Source organism: Stenotrophomonas sp. 22LJNL06-5-1, from assembly GCF_056861455.1.
The window spans coordinates 221,105-236,837 of sequence record NZ_JBSPUE010000006.1 but is presented as its reverse complement, the minus strand read 5'-3'; the positions used below and the strand labels follow the sequence as shown (position 1 = coordinate 236,837).

The 15,733-nt window shown below is 65.6% G+C and carries 15 protein-coding genes and 1 tRNA gene; 8 read left to right on the top strand and 8 right to left on the bottom strand.

Translation table 11 applies throughout. The annotated features are described in order from the left end of the window. Positions 1-10 precede the first annotated feature (10 nt). From AC13GF_RS14630 to AC13GF_RS14615, 4 genes are read right to left on the bottom strand one after another with little or no spacing between them, the layout of a single operon-like run. Positions 11-1,144 (bottom strand): hybrid sensor histidine kinase/response regulator, encoded by a 1,134-nt coding sequence (locus AC13GF_RS14630; RefSeq protein WP_483005088.1) that lies wholly within the window; start codon positions 1,142-1,144, stop codon positions 11-13. After that, the gene (locus AC13GF_RS14625; protein ID WP_483005087.1) at positions 1,141-1,716 is read right to left on the bottom strand and encodes a chemotaxis protein CheB; all 576 of its coding nucleotides are present in this window, start codon (positions 1,714-1,716) and stop codon (positions 1,141-1,143) included. Before AC13GF_RS14625 ends, AC13GF_RS14630 begins: the two co-directional genes overlap by 4 nt. Then, entirely contained in the window at positions 1,716-2,540 is an 825-nt protein-coding gene (locus AC13GF_RS14620) for a CheR family methyltransferase (RefSeq protein ID WP_483005086.1), read from the bottom strand. The genes AC13GF_RS14625 and AC13GF_RS14620 overlap by 1 nt, the downstream gene beginning before the upstream one ends. After that, the gene (locus AC13GF_RS14615; RefSeq protein ID WP_483005085.1) at positions 2,537-5,638 is read right to left on the bottom strand and encodes a response regulator; all 3,102 of its coding nucleotides are present in this window, start codon (positions 5,636-5,638) and stop codon (positions 2,537-2,539) included. Before AC13GF_RS14615 ends, AC13GF_RS14620 begins: the two co-directional genes overlap by 4 nt. 151 nt (positions 5,639-5,789) lie before the next feature. Between AC13GF_RS14615 and AC13GF_RS14610 the strand changes: the two genes are divergently transcribed. Both AC13GF_RS14610 and AC13GF_RS14605 read left to right on the top strand, forming a co-directional pair. Further along, on the top strand, positions 5,790-6,953 hold the full coding sequence (locus AC13GF_RS14610; RefSeq protein WP_483005084.1) for a two-component system sensor histidine kinase NtrB: 1,164 nt from the start codon (positions 5,790-5,792) through the stop codon (positions 6,951-6,953). After that, positions 6,943-7,302, top strand: a complete 360-nt coding sequence (locus tag AC13GF_RS14605) for a response regulator (protein ID WP_010482617.1) — start codon at positions 6,943-6,945, stop codon at positions 7,300-7,302. Before AC13GF_RS14610 ends, AC13GF_RS14605 begins: the two co-directional genes overlap by 11 nt. Positions 7,303-7,333: 31 nt before the next feature. Here AC13GF_RS14605 and AC13GF_RS14600 read toward each other — a convergent pair whose 3' ends face one another. Then, positions 7,334-7,900 (bottom strand): TetR/AcrR family transcriptional regulator, encoded by a 567-nt coding sequence (locus AC13GF_RS14600; RefSeq protein ID WP_483005083.1) that lies wholly within the window; start codon positions 7,898-7,900, stop codon positions 7,334-7,336. Between the two features lie 172 nt (positions 7,901-8,072). On the opposite strand from AC13GF_RS14600, the gene AC13GF_RS14595 reads away from it, so the two are divergent. After that, complete coding sequence (locus tag AC13GF_RS14595) at positions 8,073-8,903, top strand: universal stress protein (RefSeq protein WP_483005082.1); 831 nt, start codon at positions 8,073-8,075, stop codon at positions 8,901-8,903. Here AC13GF_RS14595 and AC13GF_RS14590 read toward each other — a convergent pair. After that, positions 8,851-9,744, bottom strand: coding sequence for an AraC family transcriptional regulator (locus AC13GF_RS14590; RefSeq protein ID WP_483005081.1), 894 nt, complete (start codon positions 9,742-9,744; stop codon positions 8,851-8,853). The genes AC13GF_RS14595 and AC13GF_RS14590 overlap by 53 nt on opposite strands. Before the next feature lie 146 nt (positions 9,745-9,890). On the opposite strand from AC13GF_RS14590, the gene AC13GF_RS14585 reads away from it, so the two are divergent. Then, on the top strand, positions 9,891-10,478 hold the full coding sequence (locus AC13GF_RS14585; RefSeq protein WP_483005080.1) for a GNAT family N-acetyltransferase: 588 nt from the start codon (positions 9,891-9,893) through the stop codon (positions 10,476-10,478). On the opposite strand, the gene AC13GF_RS14580 is transcribed toward AC13GF_RS14585, so the two are convergent. Then, the gene (locus AC13GF_RS14580) at positions 10,456-10,920 is read right to left on the bottom strand and encodes a GNAT family N-acetyltransferase (RefSeq protein WP_483005149.1); all 465 of its coding nucleotides are present in this window, start codon (positions 10,918-10,920) and stop codon (positions 10,456-10,458) included. The two genes, AC13GF_RS14585 and AC13GF_RS14580, sit on opposite strands and share 23 nt — an antisense overlap. Positions 10,921-11,065: 145 nt before the next feature. Here AC13GF_RS14580 and AC13GF_RS14575 point away from each other — a divergent pair, with 145 nt between their 5' ends. Continuing rightward, positions 11,066-11,956, top strand: a complete 891-nt coding sequence (locus AC13GF_RS14575; protein WP_483005079.1) for a dihydrodipicolinate synthase family protein — start codon at positions 11,066-11,068, stop codon at positions 11,954-11,956. A 1,385-nt stretch (positions 11,957-13,341) separates the two neighbouring features. Here AC13GF_RS14575 and AC13GF_RS14570 read toward each other — a convergent pair. After that, positions 13,342-13,418, bottom strand: a tRNA-Arg gene (locus AC13GF_RS14570). Between the two features lie 168 nt (positions 13,419-13,586). Between AC13GF_RS14570 and AC13GF_RS14565 the strand changes: the two genes are divergently transcribed. The 3 genes from AC13GF_RS14565 to AC13GF_RS14555 all read left to right on the top strand — a co-directional run bounded on the left by AC13GF_RS14565 (position 13,587) and on the right by AC13GF_RS14555 (position 15,722). After that, positions 13,587-14,120 carry a phosphatase PAP2 family protein gene (locus AC13GF_RS14565; protein WP_483005078.1) on the top strand — a complete coding sequence of 178 codons (534 nt, stop codon included), beginning with the start codon at positions 13,587-13,589 and terminating at the stop codon, positions 14,118-14,120. A 109-nt stretch (positions 14,121-14,229) separates the two neighbouring features. Then, positions 14,230-14,526: a hypothetical protein gene (locus AC13GF_RS14560; protein ID WP_054172898.1), complete on the top strand. Its 297-nt coding sequence runs from the start codon at positions 14,230-14,232 to the stop codon at positions 14,524-14,526. A 167-nt stretch (positions 14,527-14,693) separates the two neighbouring features. After that, positions 14,694-15,722 (top strand): polysaccharide biosynthesis/export family protein, encoded by a 1,029-nt coding sequence (locus AC13GF_RS14555; protein WP_483005077.1) that lies wholly within the window; start codon positions 14,694-14,696, stop codon positions 15,720-15,722. Positions 15,723-15,733: the final 11 nt, after the last annotated feature.

The following is a 15,733-nucleotide window of genomic DNA, read 5'->3' as shown; positions in this document are numbered from 1 at the left end:
CCTGAAGAATTCAGGTTGCCGCTGCCGGCAGACCCTCTACGCGTCGCGGCAACAGGGCTTCGAACACCACCTGTCCGGCCTCATTGCGCGCTGCGATGCGCCCCCCGTGCGCACGCACGAACTGATCGACGATGTACAGGCCCAGCCCCAGGCCCTTGCTGTGGTGGAAGCTGGCCTTGAACGGTTCGAACAACCGCGGCAGCAGCGCGTCGTCGATCCGGCCGGCGTTGCTGACCCGCAACAGCACGCTGCGCGGATCGCGCCCATCCACCTCCACCCTCGCCTCGCTGCCGTGGGTCAACGCATTGCCGACCAGGTTGGCGGCGACCTGGCCGAGACGGTCCAGATCGCCCTGCAGCCGCGTATCACCGTGCATGTCCAGATGGATCCGCTCCGCCCCATGCGCGCTGCCCGCCTCGGCCACCACCACACGGGTCACATCGGCCAGGTCGCAGGCACTGGCCTGCAGGCGCAGGCCGCCGCTGCGGATCCGCGAGAAGTCCAGCAGCTGTTCGACCATGCGTGCCATGCGCAGGGTGCTGGCCTCCAGGTATTGCAGGGTCTGCTGTGCACCCGCATTGTCCTGCGGGATCTCCAGCGCCAGCTTGTCACTGCAGAGCAGGATCGCCGACAGCGGCGTGCGCAGGTCGTGGGTCAGCACCGCGGCCATTGTTTCGTTGAGCTTGAGCGCGCGTTCCAGCGCCTCGTTGCGCGCCTTCAGCAGCTGCCGCTGCTGGTACAGCTCGATGAAGACATTGACCTTGCTCAGGATCACCTGCGGCGCCACCGGCTTGTGCAGGAAATCGACCGCACCGCTCTCGTAGCCCTTGAACACGCGCAGGGGATCATCCGGGGAGGCGGTCAGGAAGATGATCGGCACGTCACGGCTGCGATGCGAACCGCGCATCAGTTCGGCCAGGGTGAAGCCATCGATCTCCGGCATGTGCACGTCGAGCAGGGCCAATGCCACCTCGTGCTCGAGCAGCAGCTCCAGCGCCTGCGCGCCCGAGCCGGCCAGCAGCAGGTTGACCCCTTCGCGCTGCAGCAGGGCCTGCATGGCTACCAGGTTCTGCGGCACGTCATCGACGATCAGCAGGTTGACCGGGGTCTGCGACTGCGCAGGGTCCGGTGGCAGCAGGTTCATGCAAACAACTCCTTCAGGCGGCGACACATCAGTTCAAGGGGCAGCACGGCATCGGCGCCGGCGTGCTGCAGGGCGGAAGCCGGCATCATCGACGCCTCGGCTTCCTCGGGACATTGCAGCCAGGCATGGCCACCGGCACGGCGCACGGCGGCAACGCCCTCACTGCCATCACTGCTGGCACCGGTCAGCAGCAGGGCCAATACCTGCCCGCCGAACACCGCAGCAGCGGAGTCGAACAGTGGATCGATGGCCGGACGGGAAAACAGCACCGGCGCATCCACCGACAACGCCACCGACCCCTCATCCTCCACCAGCAGGTGGTAATCCGGCGGCGCGAACGTCACCGTGCCCGGCTGCAACGGCTGCTTGTCTTCGGCTTCGCGCACCGGCAAAGCGCAGTACGGCGCCAGCACCCCGGCGATGCGGCTGGTGCGGTCACGCGGCAGGTGCAGCACGGCCAGTACCGGGACCGGCAGCTTCGCCGGCAGTGCACCGAGCACCGCCTGCAGGGCCGCCACGCCACCGGCGGACGCGCCGATCACCAGCACGGCAGGACGCGCCGGCAGCGCCATCAGGCCACCTTCCGGTACAGGCGGTGCTCGCGCGAACAGACCTCGAAGGCGTCATGGTGGCACCCGAACTGCAGCGACTCCTTGCTGCCGAGGCCGAGAAAGCCACGGTGCACCAGCGCTTCGCGGAACAGGCCGACGGCGCGGTCCTGCAGGTCGCGGTTGAAATAGATCAGCACGTTGCGGCACGACACCAGGTGCACTTCGGAGAACACGGTATCGGTGGCCAGGCTGTGGTCGGCGAACACCACGTTGCGGCGCAGCTGGCGGTCGAGCACCGCACCATCGTAGGCGGTGGCGTAATAGTCGGACAGCGACGCAGTGCCACCGGCGGCCAGGTAGTTGCGGCTGAACTGGGCCATCCGGTCGATGCCATAGGCGCCCGCCTCGGCGGTGGCCAGCGCGGCCGGATTGATGTCGGTGGCATAGACGATGCTGCGATCAAGCAGGCCTTCTTCATGCAGCAGGATCGCCAGCGACCACACTTCCTCACCGGTGCTGCAACCGGCCACCCACAACTTCACCGAGGGGTAGGTGCGCAGCACCGGCACCACCTGCTCGCGCAGCTCACGGAAGTACGCCGGGTCACGGAACATCTCCGAGACCTGCACGGTGAAGAACTGCATGGCCTGGGCGAACAGTTCCGGCTCATGCAACAGCCGGTACTGCAGGTCGACCAGCCGTTCGCACTCATAGCGCTGCATCGCCTGGCGCATGCGCCGGCGCAGCGACGACACCGCATAGCTGCGGAAATCGTAGTGGTAGCGCTGGTAAAGCGCCTCAAGAAGGACCTTCAGTTCCAGGTCGAACAGCGCCTGTTCGTTCATTGCCGCGAGCACCAGACCCGGCACAGCGAGACCAGCTTGTCGACGTCGATGGGCTTGGCGATGTAGTCGTTGGCACCGGCCTGCAGGCACCGCTCACGGTCATCGGGCATGGCCTTGGCGGTCAGCGCGATGATCGGCAGGTCCTGCAGGTGGCGCTGCGCGCGGATCTCGCGCATTGCGGCCAGGCCATCCTTCTCCGGCATCATGATGTCCATCAGCACCAGGTCGACTTCGCGCTCTGCCAGGCGATCCACCGCTTCCTGGCCGTTGCGCGCGATCTCCAGCGTCACGCCCAGCGGCTCGAGCACGCTGGACAGCGCGAAGATGTTGCGCACATCGTCCTCGGCCAGCAGCACGGTGCGTCCATCGAGCACGGTGTCGCGGCGGCGCGCCTCGCGCAGCAGGCGCTGCTGGTCGGTCGGCAGGCTGGCCTCGACGCTGTGCAGGAACAGGGTCACTTCATCCAGCAGGCGTTCGGGCGAACGCGCGCCCTTGATGATGATGCTCTTCGAATAGCGGCGCAGGCGCTGCTCTTCCTCGCGGCCGAGCGCACGCCCGGTATAGACGATCACCGGCGGAAAGCCGACATCATCGTTGCCGGCCATGTGCTCGAGCAGGTCGTAGCCGCTGCCGTCGGGCAGCGACAGGTCCATCACCATGCAGTCGAAGGTGACCGTGCTGAGCTGCTCCAGCGCTCCGGCCAGGGTCCCCACCGCGACGATCTGCAGCTGATCACGGCCCAGCAGCAGTTCCAGGTTGTGGCGCAGCTCGCTGTCGTCCTCGACGATCAGCAGGCGCCGCACGTCGCGCTGGCTGGTCTGTTCCAGCTGTTCAATGGCCGTCACCAGCCGTTCGCGCGTGGTCGGCTTGATCGCGAAACCAATCGCGCCCAGCTCGCGCGCCACCTGGCTGCGGTCCATCGCCGAGACCACGTGCACCGGGATATGCCGGGTATCGGGGTTGCGCTTCAGCCGCTCCAGCACGCTCAGGCCGGACACGTCCGGCAGGCCGATATCAAGCAGGATGCCGTTCGGGCGCAGTTCGCTGGCCAGGGTCAGCGCCTCTTCGGCGGTCCCGGCCACCACGCAGTCGAAGTCCAGTTCATGGGCCAGGGTCACCAGCGCTTCGGCAAAGGTGGCGTCGTCCTCGACGGCCAGGATCAAGCGGCCAGCGCGTTGGCGACGACCGCGGTCATCGGCCACGCTGGGCACCGCCGTGGTCTGCGCCACCGCAGCCGTTGCAGGCGCCGGCATCGTCGGTACAGCGGCCGCGACCGGCGACGCCACCGGCGCCGCGGAGATGTCAGCGGCATTCGACGCAGGCGCGCCCTGCAACGGCAGTTCCAGGATGAAGCAGCTGCCACGACCCGGTTCACTGTCGACCTGGATGCTGCCGCCCATGCGCTCAGCCAGATCGCGCGAGATCGACAGCCCCAGTCCGGTGCCACCGTAGCGGCGGCGGGTGCTGCCATCGGCTTGGCGGAATGCCTCGAAAATGACCTGCAGCTGCTCGCGGGCAATGCCGATACCGCTGTCGCAGACCTCGAACCGGATGCGCCCCTGGCCACCCGCACGCACGTGCAGGCTGACCTTTCCATGCTCGGTGAACTTCACCGCATTGGCCAGCAGGTTCTTCAGGATCTGCTGCAGCCGCTGGCTGTCCACCACCAGCTGGCTGGGGGCAAGCGCATCGGCCTCGATCTGCAGGGCCAGGCCCTTCTGCCGCGCCATCGGCTCGAAGGTCTCGCGCAGGCGCTGCAGCACGCTGTCCGTCACCACCACTTCATCGGCCAGCTCGACGTGGCCGGCCTCGATGCGCGACAGGTCCAGGATGTCATTGATCAGCGCCAGCAGATCGTTGTTGGACGACAGGATCGCGCGCGCATACTTCACCTGTTCTTCGGTGAGCGTGCCGTCCTTGTTGTCGGCCAGCAGCTTGGCCAGGATCAGCGAGCTGTTCAGCGGCGTGCGCAGTTCATGCGACATGTTGGCCAAGAACTCGGACTTGTAGCGCGAGGTGGCGGCCAGTTCGTTGCTGTTGCGCACCAGCTGGCTCTGCGCGACCAGCAGCGCCTGCTTCTGCGCCTCCAGCTCGTGGGTGCGCTCTTCCAGCTGGACGTTGCTCTGTTCCAGCTCGGCCTGCTGTTCTTCCAGATGGCTCTGCGACTGCAGCAGGCTGCGGCTCTGCTCTTCCAGTTCCTCATTGGCCACGCGCAGCTCTTCCTGCTGGGCCTGCAGCTCCTCTCCCTGGCGCTGGGATTCCTCCAGCAGTACCACCAACTGTGCGCGTAGCAGCGATGCGCGCAGCGCCATGCCGATGGTCTCTGCGCAGCGTTCCAGCAGCTCACGATCCAGCTCGCGCTGCCCGCCCACCCGCGCACGGCCCAGTTCAATCACACCGACCACCGCACCATCGCTGCTGATCGGCGCAAGGATGCGTTCGCGCACCGGCAGCCGGCCCAGGCTGGTCTGCAGTTCGAGCATGACGGCGTCATCGCCGTGCAGATGGCGCACGCGCTCATCTCGGGCCACCTGCCCGGCCAGCCCTTCCTGCAACGCCAGCGACGCAGGCATGCCGGACGGCAATGCCAGGCCGCCGGTCAGCTGCAGTCGCCCACCTTCCATGCGGTAGATGGCACCGACCTCGGCCTCCAGTTGTGCGCCCAGGCTCGTCGCGGCCGCCTCGGCGATCTGCTCCGGACCCAGGTCACCGCGCAGGCTCATCGCCACCGCGTTCTCGGCCTCCTGCAGCCACAGCGCCCGCATCGCTTCGCGCCGCGCCTGGATGGCGCGGGAGACGATCAGCGCGATCATCAGGAACGCACACCCGCCAATGCTGCGGTTGACGAACGAGAACGCCGAGTTGGAGCTGGCCGGGGCGACGTTGTAGCCAATGATCAACAGGACACAGGCGACGCCGGCCACGATGAACGGTGCGCGCGCACTGCGCTGGAACAGCGTGACGCCAACAGCGAGGAAGTACGCCAGCCAAACGGCATAGCCCAGCGGAACCACCAGTTCCAACGCGATGGTCGCTGCCAGCAGTACGGCAGAGGTCATCCAGATCCAGCGGTCACGCGTAGTCGCACCAGGACGCATGCAGGTCGGTTCCAGAAGACAGGGGGTGGGTGATGGTACTCCGTGTCGTATTCAGCCGCACAGGACCATTGGCACGTGCCACGCCTGCACGCACCCTTCACACTGCACTGCCTAGCTTCACGTCCCTCCCAGGGGTAATGCTCATTTCCACGTGGACGCAGCTGCTTCTACGACGTCCGTGCTGACGGACCCTTCCCGCCAACTGCGACTGCTGATCGACAGCGTGCGCGACCATGCGCTGTACCTGCTTGATCCTGATGGCATCGTCTGCAGCTGGAACCCGGGCGCGGAGCGCATCAAGGGCTATTCAGCCGATGAAGTGGTCGGCACGCACTTTGGCCGTTTCTATCTGGCTGCCGATCGCGAAGCCGGGGAACCGCAGCGCCTGCTCCGCCTCGCAGCGCAGCAGGGCCACTTTGCCAGTGAAGGCTGGCGGGTGCGCCGTGATGGCTCCTCTTTCCGTGCCAGCGTAGTCATCGAGCCGGTCGTCGAAGCGGGCGAGCTGCTCGGCTTCGTCAAGATCACCCGCGACATCACCGAGCAGTGGCAGGCACAGCGACTGCTGCGTGATGCCCAGCGTGCACTGCGCAATACCCAACAGTTCGAGACCGTCGGCCGTCTCAGCCGCGGGCTGTCGCACGAGTTCAACAACCTGCTGACCACCATCGGCAACGCGCTGGACCTGCTGTCCCTGCGCGTGAACGGTGACGATGCGCGCGCCGCCGAACTGCTGGATGCGGCGCAGACCGCGACCGATCGTGGTGCGCTGCTGACCCGCCAGCTGCTGGCCTTCAGCACCGGCCAGACCCTGATCCGCGAACCACTGGATATCAATGCGCTGATACGGCAGTGGCTGCCGGACCTGCAACGCGCGTGCCCGCCCACGGTGGTGCTGGATGCCCAGCTGACACCCGGCCTGCCTGCGGTCAACACCGATGCGCTGCAGCTGCAGACGGCGCTCGCCAATCTGGTCGCCAACGCCGCGGATGCTACCCTTGAAGGCGGCCGCATCCTGATCGGCACTGCGCTGGAGCATCGCCTCGACCCGGATGCAGACTCCACGCTGCAACGTGGCTATGTCACCCTCAGCGTCTGCGATGAGGGTCACGGGATGGCGGCCGACATCGCCGAACGGGCGACCGAGCCGTTCTTCACCACCAAGGACATCGGCAAAGGCAGCGGCCTGGGCCTGAGCCAGGTGTTCGGATTCACTACCCAGAGCGGCGGCTTCGTCGACGTGTCCACCACGCCCGGTGTCGGCACCACGGTCAGCCTGCTGCTCCCCGCAATGGAGGACCCTGCCGATGACCGATGACCCGATCCGCGTATTGATGGTGGAAGACCAGACCGATCTGCGTGAGATGATCGGCCTGGCCCTGCGCGACCTCGGCATCGACGTGGCCACGACCGCCGATGCGCACGAGGCCGCCGCCCTGCTGAAGGGCGAAGCGCGATTCGACGTGGTGTTCAGTGACGTCAGCATGCCCAACGGCATGTCCGGCATCGAGCTGAGCGAGCATGTGGCGCGCGAACAGCCGCAGGCGCGGATGATCCTGTCGTCCGGTTATGCGCGCTCGCAGCTGCCGCCCCTGCCGGAACAGGTGGAGTTCCTGCCCAAGCCCTATCGGCTGCGCCAGCTGGTGCAGTTGTTGAAGCAGGCGTAGGCCACGGCACCCTGGCAAGAAGGCCTTGTGGTCAACCCTTCATCGCCCCCCGCTGGAACGACGCCAGCAACGTAGAGGCTGCCGCTGCCGGCGCCAGCCGACCGCGCGCCAGTGACCAGGTGATGCCGTAGAAGCAGGTCCAGTAGAAGTCCGCGAGCCACACTGCGGTGAAACCGACGTTGAACTCTCCGGCCGCCTGACCACGCAGGAAAAAGGCCTCGAAGCGCTCGCCGATCGGCGCCCAGCGCTCCGGCAGCAGATGCAGGTCGCCCTGGCGCTGCTGCTCTTCCATCATCCGCGCGAACAGCAGCGTTACCAGTTCCCAGTCCGCCAGCAGCGTGGCTGTGACCTGCTCCAGCACGTGGCGTGCATCACCGCCCTCATCGAACCAGACCGCCGCCGCTTCCAGACGCTCGAAGCCTGCGGCGAACAGTGCTTCGTCTATCCCTTCACGTGTCGGTGCAAACCGATACAGCGTGGCCCGGCTGATGCCTGCACCCTGCGCCAGTTCACTGAGCGTGCAGCGCGGATGGCTGACCAGGGTGGCTGCCAAGGCGTGGTGCAGGTCGCGGCGGGTGCGTGCTGCGGCAGGTCGCATGCAAAGCGCTGAGGTGTGGGTTCGCCCTCACGCTAGCATGAATCATCAATTAATAAACTGAATCAAAGATGATTCATTAGAATCACCGATGCGCTAAAACGGGTGTGCGTCCGGTGCACCCGGGTCGGTGCACGGCAGGGAACGCGTCACAGGCATCGAAGGAGACAACGCCATGCTGCATCCACTACGCGATATCGCTGTGCTGTTCGACGCCAGCGACACCGGCGACCGCGTTCTCAACATCGCCGCCCATCTGGCGCAGGCACAACAGGCCCATCTGGTCGCGGTCTCCACCGCCCAGCATCTCACCGACATCGCCAACGGCTTCGCGCGCGGCGCCGGCATCGCCGCCGCGCTCGACCATGAGGCGCGCGCGGATGCCGCCTGCACCGCGCAGCTGATGCAGAACCTGCGTGCCGTGTCCGAGCCGCTGCAGATCAGCACTGAACTGCGCATCGTCTCGGACTATCTGGGCGGCGCCGACCTGGCCCTGCAGTCGCTGTACTGCGACCTGATCATTGCCGGCTATCCGCGCACGCCGGGCGCCCCCACCGGCTGGCACCCGCTGGGAACGCTGCGCCAGACCGGAGTCCCGATGCTGCTGGTGCCACCGCATTGGCAAGGCGACCAGGTCGGGCATCGCATCGTGGTGGCCTGGAATGCCAGCAAGCAGGCACGTCGTGCGGTGGCCGATGCGTTGCCGATGCTCGCACGTGCAAAAGCGGTGCACCTGCTGATGGTCGACACGCCCAAGGCCGAGGCCGCACCGGGCGCCGAGATGGCCCAGCACCTGGCGCGGCACGGCGTCGAAGTAGAGATCCAGGCGATCAGTTCAAGCCAGGGCGGTGTTGCCGCAACCATCCGCCAGCACGTGCTCGATGCCGACGCCGACCTGCTGGTGCTGGGCCCCTACAGCCGCAGCCGGGTGGTTGAGCGCGTGCTCGGCGGGGTCACCGAGGATCTGCTTGCCGAAGTACCGGCGCCCTTGTTCGTGTCGCACTAGTAGCACCCTGCCCCGCCCGGCGGTAGCCGGTCAGCGATTGCCCGGTGTGCCGCCGGAAATAGCGGCACAGGTAGGACGCATCCTCGAAACACAGCCGCTCTGCGATGCGTCCGATCGGCAATTCGCTGTAGGTGAGCAGCGCCTTGATCTCCAGCACGACCTGGCGATCGATCAACGCCTTGGGCGTTTCGTCGAAGCACTCGCGGGTCAGCTGCGAAAGATAGAACGGGGTGATGCACAGCGCGTCGGCATAGGACTGCACGTCGCGCTGGCGCGTGCTGCGCTCACCGACCAGTTCCCAGAAGTTCCAGGCCAGGCGCTCGCGCCGGCTGACCTGCGCCACGGCCACGCTGCGCGCCGGCAGCAGCGTTGCGAACTTCAGGAAGAACGTCTGCAGCAGGTTACGCAGCATCACGTGCCGATAGCGACCGCCATTGTGCTGCGCATCCATCAACTGCTGCAGCCAGCCCTGCAGAAGCGGCACTTCCAGCGGCGACGGCACGCAGTGGGGCTGATCGTGCAGGAACTTGAACAGTGCATTGGGCAGCACATAGGCCACCTCCGATGCCAGTGCCTTGGGCATCAGGCAGACCACCGCCAGGAAGCCGCGTGAGCGCTGCCGCAGCAGCGCCAGCGTGTCCTCTGCCAGCACCAGCACATCATGACGCTGCAGCGCTACCTCGCGGAAGTTCAGTGCAAAGCGCGCGCGCCCCGATACGCATACCAGCACCGCCAGATAGGCGTGGCCGAACGACAACGGGAGGCCCTGACCTTCGGCCAGCGTACTGACCTCCAGGCGCATGGATTCGTCCTGGTCCAGAAGCTGGGGTACGCGGTCCATGGGCCGATCCGGCTGTATTCCGGGCCCCAGCATACCCGGGCCCGGCGATGAGTTGTGAAAAGTACCGAAACCATCAAGGTCCCGCTCTGGGCCGGCCGCGCCTGGCGACCTAGCCTGTGCACTCTCCTTTTCCCCTTGGAATCGACATGCAGCTGCACACCGAACGCTTGATCCTTCGCCCCTGGCGAGACACCGACGCCGCCGATCTGTACGAGTACGCCCGCGACCCGCGGGTGGGGCCGATCGCCGGTTGGCCGGTGCACACCAGCGTCGAGGAAAGTACCGAAATCATCCGCACCGTTTTCAACCAGGCCGAGGTCTACGCACTGCAGAGCCGCGAGGATGGCCGCGCCATCGGCTGTGTCGGCATCCTGATCGGCGCTGACAGCAACTTCGAGATCAGCGACCGCGAGGGCGAGATCGCCTACTGGATCGGCGTACCGTACTGGGGCCGCGGGCTGGTCCCCGAAGCGGTACGCGAAGTGATGCGGCATGCGTTCATGCAGCTGGAGCTGGAAGCGCTGTGGTGCGGCTATTTCGCTGACAACCTGCAATCACTCACCGCACAGAGCAAATGCGGTTTCCAGCATCACCATACCGAAGTGAACAAGTTCAACAGCTTCCTCGGCGACTACCGCACCGAGCACATCAGCCGCATCACCCGCGAGCAATGGTTTGCCCTGCAGGCCGCCACACCGGCTCGAGCAGGATTCAGCCCGACGTGCGCTGCATGAACAGAAGTTCTGGCGTCGAGGACGCTTCGACCTGCTGGAAACCGAGATCGCGATACAGGGCCACGGCGGCCGTGTTGTCACGATAGACGCGCAGGGTGAGCCACTGGATACCGTCTTCGCGCAGCGCCTGTGCACTCAAGGACTGCATGAGCAGCCGGCCAAGGCCGCGCCCGCGTGCCAGCGGGGAAACAATGATGCGCCCCAGGTGCGCGGTGCCGGCGCCGGTCATCCAGTACTGGCCGAATCCCAGGCACTGGCCCTGCTCGTCCAGCAGCACCCAACCCGGGCGCAACGCGAGCTCAAGCGCCTGCGCGAACCGCTCCGGCGGTAGTGGAAACGGCACACCCGGGCCCGCCCAGCGCTGGGTGGCTTCGGCGGATTCGGGCCAGCTGGCGACGGCGGCGTAGTTCGAAAGCTGGACGGGGCGAAGGTTGGGTTCCATGACATTCATGGTGCGCCATTTGCACCGGATAGACACGCCGCATGGCGGCACTTGAGTTTTGTCATAGGACAATAAACAATTCCACGCGTCCGGCCATGCTCGCCCAGCCCGACCGCCCTTTCTGTCGACCCTATCGGTACATTCCATGTTCAAAGGCCTCAGCGCGTTTCCGCTCACACCCCTCACCGAGCATCAGATCGATCTGCGTGCATTCGGCGGACTGGTCGAGCGCCTGGCCGATTCCGGCGTTGATTCGATGGGCGTCCTGGGCTCCACGGGCAGCTACGCCTATCTTGAAAGGCCCGAGCGCAAGCGGGTGTTGCGCGAAGCACTCGCGCATGCCGGGGGCGTACCGGTGATCGCCGGCATCGGTGCACTGCGTACCCGCGATGTGCTGGAACTGGCGCTGGATGCCGAGGATGCGGGTGCTGCAGGCCTGCTGCTCGCCCCCGTGTCCTACCAGCCCCTGAAGGATCAGGAGGTACAAGCGCTGTTCGAAACCGTATGCGCAGCGGTGCGCACGCCGATCTGCGTCTACGACAATCCGGGCACCACGCATTTCCGCTTCACCGATGCACTGCATGGCCGGATCGCCGCGCTGCCCAACATCGCTTCGATCAAGATTCCGCGCCTCGCAGATGATCCGGCCGAGGCGGCCGCCCGTGTTGCTGCACTCCGTGCATGCGTTCCCGCGCATGTGACGCTGGGCGTCAGTGGTGACGCCTCGGCGGTGCGTGGACTGCTGGCAGGGTGCGATGGCTGGTATTCGGTGACCGCCGGACTGTTCCCCGAGGTTGCGCTGCAGATCATGCGGGCCATGGGTAGTGGCGATGAAGAGGGTGCTATTGCCCTGTCTGCGCGGCTGGCGCCGCTGTGGTCGCTGTATGACCGGTTTGGCGGAATTCGCGTCATGGCCTGTGCGGCGGCCCTGCTGGGGTTGTGCGGCGAGGACTGCCTGCCGCTGCCGTTGCAGCGGCTGCGGGGCGGCGAGCGCGAGGAGGTGGCGGCGGTGCTGGGTGGGCTGGAGTTGTTGTAGAAGCCCGGCGAGCGGTTGCCGTGCAGTGTGGCGGGTGGTGAGCCCGGCCCTCGCCCACAGCCTCACCGGGTCCTTTGCCTTGGTTCAGATCGCTTCCAGAAACTGGCCGACCTCACGACTGCACCGTTGAAGCTTCCTCATGGTTGCGTCACAGTTCCCCACTTCCGATGGAGGTGCAAAATGCATGGAATGACCCAACACATCAGGATGGCAACAGCTGGAAGCACACTTATGCTGTTGGCTGCCTGCACCTCTGTCGGCGACACGCGAAGTTCCGGACCTGTAGCCAGTTTCTCGTCCAATCAGGATCCCTTAGCCGCGGCCACGTGCGTCCGCGACGCATGGGGAGAGGTGAGCATCGGAGGATCACGATGGCAGTATGTACTTGAGCCCCGTTCCGATGGCTACTCTGTGTCGACCTCCAGCGGCGGCGTCCCGGCAGAGTTTGTTGAGGTCGCCCCTCGAACTGGAGGGGGAAGCGATATCAAGTTCTACAGTAAGTTCCTGAAGCGTCGACAGGCACGCTACATCGAAGCCGTCACCCAATGCGGTGTCCGCTCACCGTAACTCCAAGTCTTGAGCCTCGCGAAGGTCACAGCCTTTGCCGGGATGCTGGCCCTGACGTCAGCCGGAAGGATACGACCGGCGGTCGAAGATCCTGCGAACGCAGCAACGATCTGCCTGAATCGCTCGGACCGGAGGCCGACGCGACGCTGTTCGCCCGCACCCGGAGGGTCCGTCGAAACCACTTCGGTCCTGGATTGGGTCAAGGCTCACTCACCGGCATATGCGCCGCTTTGCTTTTGGGTCGGCCATCCGGCCCCGCTCCGGGTAGGCAGCAGTGATCTGGAAGGAGTAGTGCATGGCGGCAATCTGTCCGCGGCGCCTTTTGGCTACGTGATGGCCCGCCACCTCAGCCGCGCGGTGAACGCGCCGCGGAACAACAGCGGGAATCTGCTGGTGCAGATCGCCTGGAATTGGCGACACCAAGACGCGAATTGCGCTCTGTAAGGCCCGCGAAAGCCCGGGGCCATACCTTTCCCCTTCGCAGTACAACACAAGCAGCAGAGCGCTATTCGCGCATCAATCTTTGCATGGGGGCAATGTGGCGGGCTTGGGTTGGTTCGACGGAATGGTCCTCGGCTTTTTGCTGGGCGTCGCTGCAAGCGCAATTGCCGCATTCCTCACCCTTCGTGAGAAAAGGCGGGACAAATGACCGCAGCTCAAGTCTCCCCAGCGAGGATGGCGCCGACGGAGTAGAACTCCGGCACCAGTCCGCCGGACCTGCCGCTGAGGCCGCGCGATGGAGGCTTGCCGCCTCGGCCGAGCAAATGGCGCGTCACGACATTCAGCAAGCCGGCCAAATGCCACAAGCCATTGATATATGGTGACCCCGGCCCGATTCGAACGGGCGACCTTCCCCTTAGGAGGGGGACGCTCTATCCAGCTGAGCTACGGGGCCATTGGCAGCGGGGAAGGATACCGCGTCTGGCTGAATGGACCAAGCCATCGAAAGGCTGTGGACAGGCAAACACCTCTAAGCTGACGTTCCCCGCTCCCGCCCGCCCCATCGATGCAGATTGTCTGGTCGTCCCTTTCCGCCCTCGGTGACAGCCGTTGGCTTCTGCCAATGGCGCTGGTGCTGCTGCTCACCCTGCCCTGCAGCGAAACGGGCCTGAAAGCGCGATGGCTCAGCGCCATCGCAGTGGCCGCATGTGTGACGCTTGCATCCAAGCTGGCCTTCATGGGCTGGGGTATCGGCATCAAGAGCCTGCACTTCACCGGTTTCTCCGGGCACGCGGCGATGTCCAGCGCCGTGTATCCAATGGTCGGGGTGCTGCTGGCGGGACCCGAAAGACGCGCCCGGGTGGTCGGCCTGATGAGTGGGGTGTTGTTGGCGGTGGCCATTGCCTGGTCCCGCGTCCCCCTGCACGCACACAGCCTCTCTGAAGTCATCGCCGGGCTGGGCCTTGGCCTGGGCTGCAGCGTATGGGCGCTGCGCGGTACAGCACCTTCCAGACGCCCGAGTGCTGTGACCGCCACGGCCGCCGTGCTTGCCGGAATGTTCCTGCCCCTCACGCTGCCTGATATCCAGACCCATCAACTGGTCATCGCACTGGCAAAATTCATCTCCGGCAGGACTGAGCTTTTCCAGCATTCCTGAGAACTGCAAAGGGCGCCCCACATTTCCTTCACGTACCTTGACAGAGCAAACGAATAGCCGCCAACATAGCGGTGGAAAAATTTCCCTCACGGAGTAGGAGACCCCGTAGATGAAGAAGATGATTGCCGCCCTGGCCCTGCTGGGTCTGTCCTCGCCGGTGTTCGCTCAGGAAGCTCCTGTCGCCACCGAAACCAGCGCCGAAGTCGCGAGCGCCGAAACCGCTGGCGCCGCCGCCTCTGGCACCCTGACCACCGCTGCATCCATCGGCCTCGGCGTTGCAGCCGCAGCCGTGGTCTACAGCGTCGCCGCAGACAGCAGCAGCGACGATGCCGGCAACAACAACGGCGGCACCACCAACCCGCCGGGCGGCACCACCGGCTCAACCGGTACGACCGGCACCCGCTGATCGAAACGCCGTTGTAGTACCCACGCCCTCGCCGGGCGGCAGTTCGGCGAGGGCTTTTTCATGCCCGTTCGGGCCAGGAATGATTAACGATGGACTGCAAGCGTCTCGTCGCCGCCATGGCGTTCACCCTCACCATGTCAGGCTGCATGTGGGCCCCCGGCCAGCACATGCGCTCGAATTCCCTGATGGGTAGCAGCCAGCAGATTGGCAACGATCAGATCGAGTTGATTCCGATCACGCCCAAGCTCATCGCCATGGAGCGCGGCGCAAAGAGCGCCCCCGGGCTTCCGGCCTCGTTGATGCAGTACCAGCCTGGCCCCTATCAGATCGGCGCAGGTGACATCCTGTACATCACAGTCTGGGATCACCCCGAACTGACTGTCCCGGCAGGCCCGCAGCAGCAACTCAGTGCAGCCGGCCGCCTGGTGCAGTCCGACGGCACGCTGTTCTACCCCTATATCGGCAAGGTCACCGCCGCCGGCAAGACACCGGCCGAGCTGCGTGAAGAGATCACCACCCGACTGGCCCGCTACATCGAAGCGCCGCAGGTGGATGTCTCGATGCTGACCTATGCCAGTCAGCGCGTGTGGGTCACCGGCGCCTCGCGCCAGCCGGCCACGGTGGCACTGACGGTCACTCCGCTCACCCTCGGTGATGCCATCAGCCAGGCAGGCCTCGACCCAGCACAGGCCGACCTGTCCGGCGTCCGCCTCACCCGCGACGGCACCACCTTCACCATTGATCTTGACGAGCTGGGCCGCAATGGCGGCGGCGATACGAACGTCTTCCTCAAGGCGGGCGATCACCTGTATGTGCCGTATCTCGACCGCAAGGAAGTCTTTGTCGTTGGTGAAGTGAACCAGCCCGGCGCCATGAGCTTCAAGACCGGCGGGATCTCACTGAGCCAGGCGCTGGGTCGCGCGCGCGGTCTGCTGCAGACCACCTCCAACGGCAACGCGGTCTACGTGATCCGTGGCTCGAACGACCTCCAGGACACGCCGTCGCAGGTGTTCCACCTGGAAGCCAAATCGCCCTCCGCTTTCGCCGTTGCCAGCCAGTTCAACCTGCAGCCGGGTGACGTCGTGTTCGTGGGCGCAGCTGGCGTGACACGCTGGAGCCGCTTCGTGAACCAGCTGCTGCCATTCACCGCCATCATCAGCAACGCAGCCAGCGCGCGCAACGATCTGGACAATTGACGAGGCTTCAG

Excerpts from the sequence above, each read along its gene's own strand:
- AC13GF_RS14580 (WP_483005149.1), bottom strand. The coding sequence starts at position 10,920 with ATGGAACCCAACCTTCGCCCCGTCCAGCTTTCGAACTACGCCGCCGTC.
- AC13GF_RS14555 (WP_483005077.1), top strand. The coding sequence starts at position 14,694 with ATGCGCTCGAATTCCCTGATGGGTAGCAGCCAGCAGATTGGCAACGAT.
- AC13GF_RS14565 (WP_483005078.1), top strand. The coding sequence starts at position 13,587 with ATGGCGCTGGTGCTGCTGCTCACCCTGCCCTGCAGCGAAACGGGCCTG.
- AC13GF_RS14560 (WP_054172898.1), top strand. The coding sequence starts at position 14,230 with ATGAAGAAGATGATTGCCGCCCTGGCCCTGCTGGGTCTGTCCTCGCCG.
- AC13GF_RS14620 (WP_483005086.1), bottom strand. The coding sequence starts at position 2,540 with ATGAACGAACAGGCGCTGTTCGACCTGGAACTGAAGGTCCTTCTTGAG.
- AC13GF_RS14590 (WP_483005081.1), bottom strand. The coding sequence starts at position 9,744 with ATGGACCGCGTACCCCAGCTTCTGGACCAGGACGAATCCATGCGCCTG.
- AC13GF_RS14595 (WP_483005082.1), top strand. The coding sequence starts at position 8,073 with ATGCTGCATCCACTACGCGATATCGCTGTGCTGTTCGACGCCAGCGAC.
- AC13GF_RS14575 (WP_483005079.1), top strand. The coding sequence starts at position 11,066 with ATGTTCAAAGGCCTCAGCGCGTTTCCGCTCACACCCCTCACCGAGCAT.
- AC13GF_RS14625 (WP_483005087.1), bottom strand. The coding sequence starts at position 1,716 with ATGGCGCTGCCGGCGCGTCCTGCCGTGCTGGTGATCGGCGCGTCCGCC.
- AC13GF_RS14605 (WP_010482617.1), top strand. The coding sequence starts at position 6,943 with ATGACCGATGACCCGATCCGCGTATTGATGGTGGAAGACCAGACCGAT.
- AC13GF_RS14600 (WP_483005083.1), bottom strand. The coding sequence starts at position 7,900 with ATGCGACCTGCCGCAGCACGCACCCGCCGCGACCTGCACCACGCCTTG.
- AC13GF_RS14585 (WP_483005080.1), top strand. The coding sequence starts at position 9,891 with ATGCAGCTGCACACCGAACGCTTGATCCTTCGCCCCTGGCGAGACACC.
- AC13GF_RS14630 (WP_483005088.1), bottom strand. The coding sequence starts at position 1,144 with ATGAACCTGCTGCCACCGGACCCTGCGCAGTCGCAGACCCCGGTCAAC.
- AC13GF_RS14615 (WP_483005085.1), bottom strand. The coding sequence starts at position 5,638 with ATGCGTCCTGGTGCGACTACGCGTGACCGCTGGATCTGGATGACCTCT.